6 protein-coding genes are annotated in these 8531 nt (G+C 46.9%); 5 read left to right on the top strand and 1 reads right to left on the bottom strand.

Annotated elements, in window-relative coordinates; translation table 11 throughout:
• Nucleotides 1-876, top strand: an 876-nt coding sequence (locus tag HMPREF2560_RS10470) for a Slam-dependent surface lipoprotein (protein WP_070873865.1), incomplete at its 5' end; no start/stop codon positions are given.
• A gap of 125 nt (nt 877-1001) precedes the next feature.
• Nucleotides 1002-2423, top strand: coding sequence for a surface lipoprotein assembly modifier (locus HMPREF2560_RS10465; protein ID WP_070607656.1), 1422 nt, complete (start codon nt 1002-1004; stop codon nt 2421-2423).
• Nucleotides 2424-2688: 265 nt separating this feature from the next.
• On the opposite strand, the gene tkt is transcribed toward HMPREF2560_RS10465, so the two are convergent.
• A complete protein-coding gene (gene tkt, locus HMPREF2560_RS10460; RefSeq protein ID WP_070607659.1) occupies nt 2689-4668 on the bottom strand; it encodes a transketolase in 1980 nt (659 codons plus the stop codon).
• A 444-nt stretch (nt 4669-5112) separates the two neighbouring features.
• On the opposite strand from tkt, the gene ccoG reads away from it, so the two are divergent.
• The 3 genes from ccoG (at nt 5113) to pgsA (ending at nt 8404) form a co-directional block, all read left to right on the top strand.
• Nucleotides 5113-6597 carry a cytochrome c oxidase accessory protein CcoG gene (ccoG, locus tag HMPREF2560_RS10455; protein WP_070607664.1) on the top strand — a complete coding sequence of 495 codons (1485 nt, stop codon included), beginning with the start codon at nt 5113-5115 and terminating at the stop codon, nt 6595-6597.
• A gap of 3 nt (nt 6598-6600) precedes the next feature.
• Nucleotides 6601-7167 carry a FixH family protein gene (locus HMPREF2560_RS10450; protein ID WP_039862483.1) on the top strand — a complete coding sequence of 189 codons (567 nt, stop codon included), beginning with the start codon at nt 6601-6603 and terminating at the stop codon, nt 7165-7167.
• A gap of 676 nt (nt 7168-7843) precedes the next feature.
• Nucleotides 7844-8404 (top strand): CDP-diacylglycerol--glycerol-3-phosphate 3-phosphatidyltransferase, encoded by a 561-nt coding sequence (pgsA, locus tag HMPREF2560_RS10440; protein WP_003679552.1) that lies wholly within the window; start codon nt 7844-7846, stop codon nt 8402-8404.
• The last annotated feature ends 127 nt before the right edge of the window (nt 8405-8531 follow it).

Genomic DNA, 8531 nt, shown 5'->3' with positions numbered 1-8531 from the left:
AAGGCTGAAGAAGCTCGTAAAGCTGAAGAAGCTCGTATTGCACAAAAAACTGCTGAGTTAATTGAACAAGCTAAATCTAAAGGGCTAAACGATGACGAAGCAAAACAATTTGCGCAAAATAATATCAATAATGAAGATGATGTATCTAAAGCAAATTTAGATAACATGATTAAAATAAAAGATTTGACAAAACTTGCTATTGCTGAAGGCCTTAATGAATATCAAGCCGCTGATTTTGCTAAAAATAATGTAGATTTAGATGAAGATACAGCAAAAGTCAACCTTGAAACACTTATCGTCAATAATGCTAAAGGAATTTATAATGGACAATATCGTAATGGGCTAACTACAAATCAATATGGCACATCAAGTAGTTCCTCATCTAGTTGTACAAATGGACATTGCTATTCAGTAAGAGAAACTATTACTACCGGTAAAGCAATCTATAATCAACCGTATTCAATTATTTTTGCAGATACTAAATCAGGTGTTCGTAATTTTTCTAGTATTAATGAACTATCGAATGTACGAATTGCCGGCCTAAAAACAAAATTAGAAGCGATACCAACAAAAGGAACAGCTAATTATAGCGGTAAAGCATTTGATGCCGAAAATAATGGAACACTAGATTACAATGTTAATTTTGAAAATAAAACAGGCTCAGGAACTATTACCGGCTTAGGAAATAACATTACATTAAAACAAGGTTCGATTTCAAGAACTGGTATTTCATCTACTGCAACCCAAGGTGACAAATCAGGCTCTTACTCTTTAGGTTTCTTCGGTAAAAATGCAGAAGAAATTGCAGGCAAAGTTATCTTTAATGGCAAAGATACTGTCGGCTTCGGCGGGAAACGCGGAGAGATTCAAAAATAATTTTCCATCTTAATTATGATGTAAAAGGTCGTCTGAAACCGTTTCAGACGACCTTTTCGACCATTTTCACCGCGTTATCCGTATAATAACCGGATACTCCTGCCATCCATATCCTACTGAATAAAATGAATAAAAATCATCTCGTCTTACTGATGCTCCCTTTCCCAATAGCCGCCCTTGCCGATACACCCGTTGTCCGTGTACCTGAGCCTGTATTTTTTGACAAACAACCCAACAGCGAAACACCCTCAAAAGATTTTACCGACGACAAACCCGTAGAACAGAGGCTTTCAGACGACCTTTCTGCCGATTCCTCATTGGAAGCACAGATCAACCGCGCATTAATCGGACGCGACTGGAAGATGCTGGAAGGTTTATTGGCGCAATATAAAGCCGCGCCCGACCGTGATGCCGTTTTATACGATTATGCTTTAGGCGCGTTGCGGCGCAGTCAGTTGCGGCATGGTGAGGCTGTATCGCTCTATCGCGGTATTTTGGCGAAACATCCCGATTTGGCGTATCCGCGTTTCGATTTGGGCGTTATGATGTTTGAAAACAAGCAGTACCGCGAGGCAAAGGCGGAATTGAAACGGGCAAAACCGGATTTGCAGCCGCCCATGCAGCAACTTGCCGACCGTTATCTTGCCGCCATTGAATCGACGCAAAGCTGGCAGCCCGATATTTCGCTACAATACGAGCAGACCGATAATGTGAACAATGCCTCGTCCGAGCGTGTTATAGAATGGAACGGCAGACGCTGGAATAAAACCGCTGACAGCCTGCCGCAAAAGGCGCGCGGGATCCGCTATGGCGCAGGTGTGTCGCGTGAAATCAATGTGGGCGGACATCATTTTGTTTACGGCAGCCTGAGCGGCAATGGCGTGCATTATTGGGACAATCAGGATTTTAACGAGCAAAGCCTGCGCTTGGCGGCGGGCTATAAAAACCGTTCGGCTGTGCAATCCTTCGGAATTGTGCCGTTTGCCGAGCAAAACTGGCTGGGCGGCAAACGCTATAATCGCGAAACCGGTATCAATACCGATTTCTCACGTCGTCTGAGCGAAAAATGGCAGCTCTCTCTCAATGCAGGCTATATCAAGAAATACTATCGAAACAGCGATTCGGCAATGCGGTACAACAGCCATATGCCGCTGGCGGGTGCAACGCTGGCGTACTCTGCGCCAAAAAACTGGCTGATTTACGGAGGTGTGGACTGGTCGCACGACATGACCAAAGAAGCGGAGCAGGCATCCGTGCGCAAGGGCATACGCTTCGGCGCGGCGAAAGCGTTTGAGAACGGGTTCGGCATCCGCACCAACCTGCGCTACGCCCGCCGTACCTTTGATGCACCGGGTAGCCTGGTGTACCATCTGACCCGTAAAGACCATGAATATCAGGCAAATGCCTCTATTTGGCACAATAAAATTTCATGGAAAGGCTTAGTGCCGCATTTGAATTTCCGTTATCTGAAAATCGACAGCAATATGAGCGGCTTCTATTCCCGTAAGAGCATGCAGACATTCATCAGTGTGGAGAAACAGTTTTAATGCAACAGGGTTGGGAACAAAACATGCCGTTTCAATCAACCTTTTTTCCTATACAGGTGGAGGGCCGTCGGAAATTCCAAGAAACAGGCATTTGAAAAACAGTTACTAAATTAAAAGTAATTCCCCACAAACTCGGAAATGATGCTGATTAAAACGTTTCTCTTTAAATGACAATTTAGCGTATTCGAAGATCCAAACGGCAAGACCTAGAAAAAAGGCCGTCTGAAATTTCAGACGGCCTTTTTATCTCAATCAAAAATCCGATTTACAAAACGGATTTAACAGTAGCAACCACATTATCTACGGTAAAGCCGAATTCTTTGAACAGCAAGTCAGCAGGTGCAGACTCGCCAAAGCGGTTGATACCAACCACTGCGCCGTTCAAACCAACGTATTTATACCAACCGTCGGCATGTCCTGCTTCTACGGCTACGCGTGGCAAACCTTCCGGCAGAACGGCGGCTTTATAGGCGGCATCTTGGCGGTCGAATACATTGGTAGAAGGCATGGAAACAACGCGTACGGCAATACCTTGTTCTGCCAATACTTTTTGCGCTTCCAGAGCCAATTCAACTTCAGAACCGGTAGCAATTACAACAGCTTGTGCATTGCCTTGAGCTTCACTGATGACGTAGCCACCGCGCTTGATGTCGTTCAGCTGTTGCTCATCACGCGCTTGGAATTTCAGGTTTTGACGGCTGAAAATCAAGCTGGACGGGTGATCGGCCGCTTTAACGGCTTCAGACCACGCTACCAAAGATTCAACGGTATCACATGGACGCCATACATCCATATTCGGAATCAGGCGCAGAGTGGCAGTTTGCTCGATAGGTTGGTGGGTCGGACCGTCTTCGCCCAAACCGATGGAATCGTGGGTGAATACAAATACAGGGTTGATTTTCATCAGCGAAGCCATGCGCAAGGCATTACGCTCGTATTCGCTGAACATCAGGAAAGTCGCGCCGAATGGTTTAACACCGCCATGCAGGGTAAGGCCGTTCATGATCGCACCCATGCCGAACTCGCGCACACCGTAGTGAATATAGTTGCCGCCGTGTTCGCGGGTAACGGAAACGCTGTTTGACCAGTCAGTCAGGTTGGACGGGGTCAAGTCGGCAGAACCGCCCACCAATTCAGGTAGCTCTTTTGCCAAGATTTCAATGCTGTTTTGGCTGGCTTTACGGGTGGCGATGGTTTCGGCTTTGGCGCACACTTCTTTCAATGCGGCTTGAACGTAAGCGTCGAAGTTTTCAGGCAGTTTTTTATCCATGCGACGCACGAATTCTGCAGCTTCTGCAGGATATTTGGCTTGATATTGAGCGAAGAGTTCGTTCCATTCGGCCTCAAGTTTCGCGCCTTTTTCTTTTGCATCCCATGCAGCATAGATCTCTTGAGGGATTTCAAACGCAGGATAAGCCCAACCCAAATGTTTACGTGTGGCTTCGATCTCGTCCGCACCTAAAGGCGCACCGTGGGTTTTGTGGCTGCCTTCTTTGTTGGCGCTGCCTTTGCCAATTAAGGTTTTGCAGCAGATGAGGGACGGTTTGCCGGTTTCGGCGCGGGCGGCTTCAATGGCCGTCTGAATGGCATCAGTGTCATGACCGTTTACATTTGGAATCACCTGCCAGCCGTAGCTTTCAAAACGTTGCGGAATGTTTTCGGTAAACCAGCCGTCCACTTTACCGTCGATGGAAATATTGTTGTCATCATATAAAACAATCAGTTTGCCCAAGCCGAAAGTACCGGCAAGCGAGCAGGCTTCGTGCGATACGCCTTCCATCATGCAGCCGTCGCCCATGAAGACGTAGGTGTGGTGGTCAACGATGTTCAAACCGTCTTTATTGAATTCGGCAGCCAAGATTTTTTCGGCCAAAGCCATGCCCACTGCGTTGGCAATACCTTGTCCCAACGGGCCGGTCGTGGTTTCCACGCCGTCGGTGTAGCCGTATTCAGGATGGCCGGGGGTTTTGCTGTGCAGTTGGCGGAAGTTTTTCAGGTCATCAATAGAAACGTTGTAGCCGGTCAGGTGCAACAGGCTGTAAAGAATCATGGAAGCATGACCATTGGAGAGGACAAAACGGTCGCGGTTGTAGAATTTTGGGTTGGCCGGATTATGATTGAGAAACTTCGTCCACAACACTTCCGCCATTTCCGCCATACCCATAGGCGCACCCGGGTGGCCTGAGTTGGCTTTTTGTACGGCATCGACTGAGAGGAAACGGATTGCGTTTGCCAGTTGAGACATGGTTTGACCTTCCTTGGACAAGATTGGAAATATGAAAAAAGGTGTGCCGATTATCGCCTGAATCAGCCGTGCTTTCAAGGATAGCTTTTGATATTCGCTTTGTCAGACGGCCTGTTTCCACTCGGTTGCCCGAAACGGACGGGACAGATGATATTAACTGTTATTTCGTTTTGAAACAGTGCTTTATATATTTTTATCGTGTAAATAGCAAATCACTATAAGTTTGCACACAGGCCGAACCATAAACCTTTGAATACTGCCCTTTTCAGACGGCCCTACATCAAACGGCCGCAAGAAATCCATCGTTAAGACGAAGTCCCTCTTTTGCTTTGAATAGAGTCAAATGTTATGATTTGTATGCACGCGAAAGGCCGTCTGAAAATATTCACATCAAACTACTACCATGACAACAGGCTTGTGTGCACTTCATCAAGGAACACTGAAATGTCACCAGAAAACCAAGCTGAAAACACCTCACCCTCAACAGAAAAAACAGCAAAAGCCACTCCGCCCAAACCTTCCAAACCCAAATCCAGCGTGATTCAAATCCATCCCGAAGGCGAACGCATCCATCCCAAAAAGGCGGAAGGACGCTTTGCCAAACTGCGTATTGCCGCAGTATTGGCGACCCAGTTTGTATTTTACGTTATTCCATGGTTCAACTGGAGCGGCCGTCAGGCGGTTTTATTCAATATCCCTGACCGTCATTTCTTCATTTTCGGACTGTCGCTGGGTATGGGCGATTTGATTTACCTTGCCTTGCTGCTGATGATTTGCGCATTCGGATTGTTTTGGTGGACAACCATTGCCGGTCGTTTGTGGTGCGGCTACTCTTGCCCTCAAACGGTTTACACCGAAATTATGCTGTGGATTGACAACTTAGTCGAAGGCGATAGAAACAAACGCCTAAAACTGGAAAAATCGCCTTGGAACTTTACTAAAATTCGCATTAAGGCCACCAAATACCTGCTGATTTTCCTTGTCTGCGCATGGACAGGTATCACTTTTGCAGGCTGGTTTGTCCCGATCCGCCAATTTGTTCCCGATTTATTCACCGGAGCAGCAGGCGGCGGCACGATGTTTGCCGCAGCATTTTACGGATTCATGACTTTCTTCTTCGCCCACATCATGCGCGAAAAAGTGTGTCTGCATATGTGTCCGTATGCACGTTTCCAAAGTGCAATGTTTGACAAAGACACGCTGATTATTTCTTACGATACCGAACGCGGCGAACCGCGCGGCGCACGCAAGAAAACCGCCAACAAAGAAGACAGCGGCTTGGGCGACTGCATCAACTGCACCATGTGCGTGCAAGTCTGCCCCGTCGGTATCGACATCCGCGACGGTTTGCAATACCAATGTATCGGCTGCGCGGCGTGTATCGATGCCTGCGATGAAATCATGGACAAAATGGGCTACGAGCGTGGCTTGATCCGTTATACGACCGAAGGCGCGTTGGAACACGAATATCCTGAAAGCGACATCAAAAAACGCTTGAAACGTCCGCGTGTAGCCGGTTATGGCGCAGTACTCCTGGTGGTCATCATCGCCTTCCTGGTCGGCATTTCCACCCGAAAAATGGTCGAAGTCGATATCCTGAAAGACCGTGGCGTCATGGTTCGCGAAAACAGCCAAGGCTGGTTGGAAAATGCCTATAACCTGCGTATTATCAACAATAGTGAAAACGAACAACTGATGACCGCAACCGTCAAAGGCTTTGACGAAATCGCGCTGACCGGCCTGCCTGAAAACGGTATTAAAATTGCGCCGCGGGAAACCGTTACCATCCCAGTACAGGTATCTACCATTCCCGAATACGCCGACAAAGGCAGCCATCCGATTGAATTTACCTTTATCTATCGCGAGACCGGCTCTGCCGACTCCAAACCGACTACTTTAGAAGAAAAAGCAACCTTTATCGGAGAATAAACGGTGTCCCCACAACCCAAAATCAAACCTTGGTACAAACATATTTGGCCCTGGGTGCTGATGGCCGGCCCCATCTTCGTCGTTATCGCCAGCGTTTCCATGTTCTTCGTCGCAAAAGAACACACGACAGACTTGGTGTCTGACGATTACTACAAAGACGGCAAACACATCGAAATCCAACTTCACCGTGATGAAGAAGCCGTTAAACGGCAAATTCAGGTGCAGGTCTTAATCAGTCCGGATATGAATGCCGCCAAAGTATTCGTCAGCGGACAATTCGATACCAAACAGCCATTAAACCTATTGTTGATGCACCCAACGCGCAAAGCCGATGACCAAACCGTCAAGCTGCGCGCCGTAACAGCCGAACCACAAAACGGCCGCATGGAATACGAAGCCGTCTTTAAACCTTTACGCCCAACCAATCATTGGTACCTGCGCGTTGAAGATGCCTCAGGCGTATGGCGTGTTGAAAACAAATGGATAGTCAGCCAAGGCAACGCAGTCAATCTGACGCCTATGGACAAATTGTTCGACAACGGCAAACAAGCCGCTTCAACAGAACAATAAATCCCGAACCAGGCCGTCTGAAACCTTTCAGACGGCCTGAAATCTTCATACCCTCTTATATTCCCTTCCAAATATGATTTTTTCCGATTGGCGCAGACTGACCGAAAATGAAGTCCGTATGGCAAAACAAGTTTTTGCGGACAGCATAAACTTCCACCGCATCAAAATATATCGCGGCATTCCACTTCTACCCAACGCCAATACCGCCATTGCGCCCAATGGAAACATATACTTTCCGCGTAAACACTGCCCCGAAGATTTCACTCAAGCCGGCATAGCCTACAAAATTTGGCTGATTCATGAGCTGACACATGTCTGGCAACACCAGCGCGGTCACAAAGTTTGGCTTTCCGGCCTATTCATCATGCTCAAAGGCGGATACAGAAAACGCAAAGCTTACACCTATCCCATCCCCTTACCCCACATCAACCAATTAAATATCGAACAACAGGCAGACCTTATTGCTCACTATTTCGCAGCTACTTTTCTACCCCAAAACATTTACACCCCGCAACAGCCTATTTTTCAGACGGCCTTAGCAGATTTTCTTCACAACCCACACGACAAAAATCTATGCCCAAGATACTTGTCGGCAAAAAAACAACACTTCAAAAAGCAGAGTGAACAAATAAGCTATAATGAACAACCCGACACATCATCCAAAAGATCCCAAACCATGCCTTGGAACATACCTATTTTACTTACCTGGATGCGCGTCCTATTAATCCCCGTGTTCACCATCCTATTCTATTTACCGAATACATGGATTCAACCACAAACCGTCAACTGGACAGCCGCTATCATCTTTGCACTTGCCGCTATTACAGACTGGTTTGATGGTTTTTTAGCACGTCGCTGGAAACAAACCTCCGACTTTGGCGCATTCCTCGACCCCGTTGCCGACAAGCTTATGGTTGCAGTCGCCCTACTCCTGCTCGTCAGCCTTGGCAGAACATACGCCATCTTCGCCATGATTATTATCGGCCGGGAAATCACCATTTCCGCCTTGCGCGAATGGATGGCACAAATGGGTAAACGCGGCAGCGTTGCAGTGGCCACAATCGGCAAATTCAAAACCACTGCCCAAATGATCGCCATCTTCCTTTTGCTTATTGGCACAGACAAATATAACGACCCTTTCTATCTCATTGGTAACATATTGATGTTTATAGCATCTGTATTGACCATCTGGTCCATGTGCTACTACCTGAAAATGGCGTGGAAAGAATTCAAATAAAATTTTTAAAAAAATAAAAACAAAACACTTGACGCACACGATTAAATCCATAATAATTGCGTCTTCTTCGATATACGAAGCAACAAACTATCAGAGCGGGAATAGCTCAGTTGGTAGAGCGCAACCT

The sequence above is a fragment of the Neisseria sp. HMSC078H04 genome, from assembly GCF_001838135.1.
GTDB lineage: Bacteria > Pseudomonadota > Gammaproteobacteria > Burkholderiales > Neisseriaceae > Neisseria.
This window is presented reverse-complemented; position numbering and strand designations above follow the sequence as displayed.

Excerpts from the sequence above, each read along its gene's own strand:
- pgsA (WP_003679552.1), top strand. The coding sequence starts at position 7,844 with ATGCCTTGGAACATACCTATTTTACTTACCTGGATGCGCGTCCTATTA.
- tkt (WP_070607659.1), bottom strand. The coding sequence starts at position 4,668 with ATGTCTCAACTGGCAAACGCAATCCGTTTCCTCTCAGTCGATGCCGTA.
- HMPREF2560_RS10465 (WP_070607656.1), top strand. The coding sequence starts at position 1,002 with ATGAATAAAAATCATCTCGTCTTACTGATGCTCCCTTTCCCAATAGCC.
- ccoG (WP_070607664.1), top strand. The coding sequence starts at position 5,113 with ATGTCACCAGAAAACCAAGCTGAAAACACCTCACCCTCAACAGAAAAA.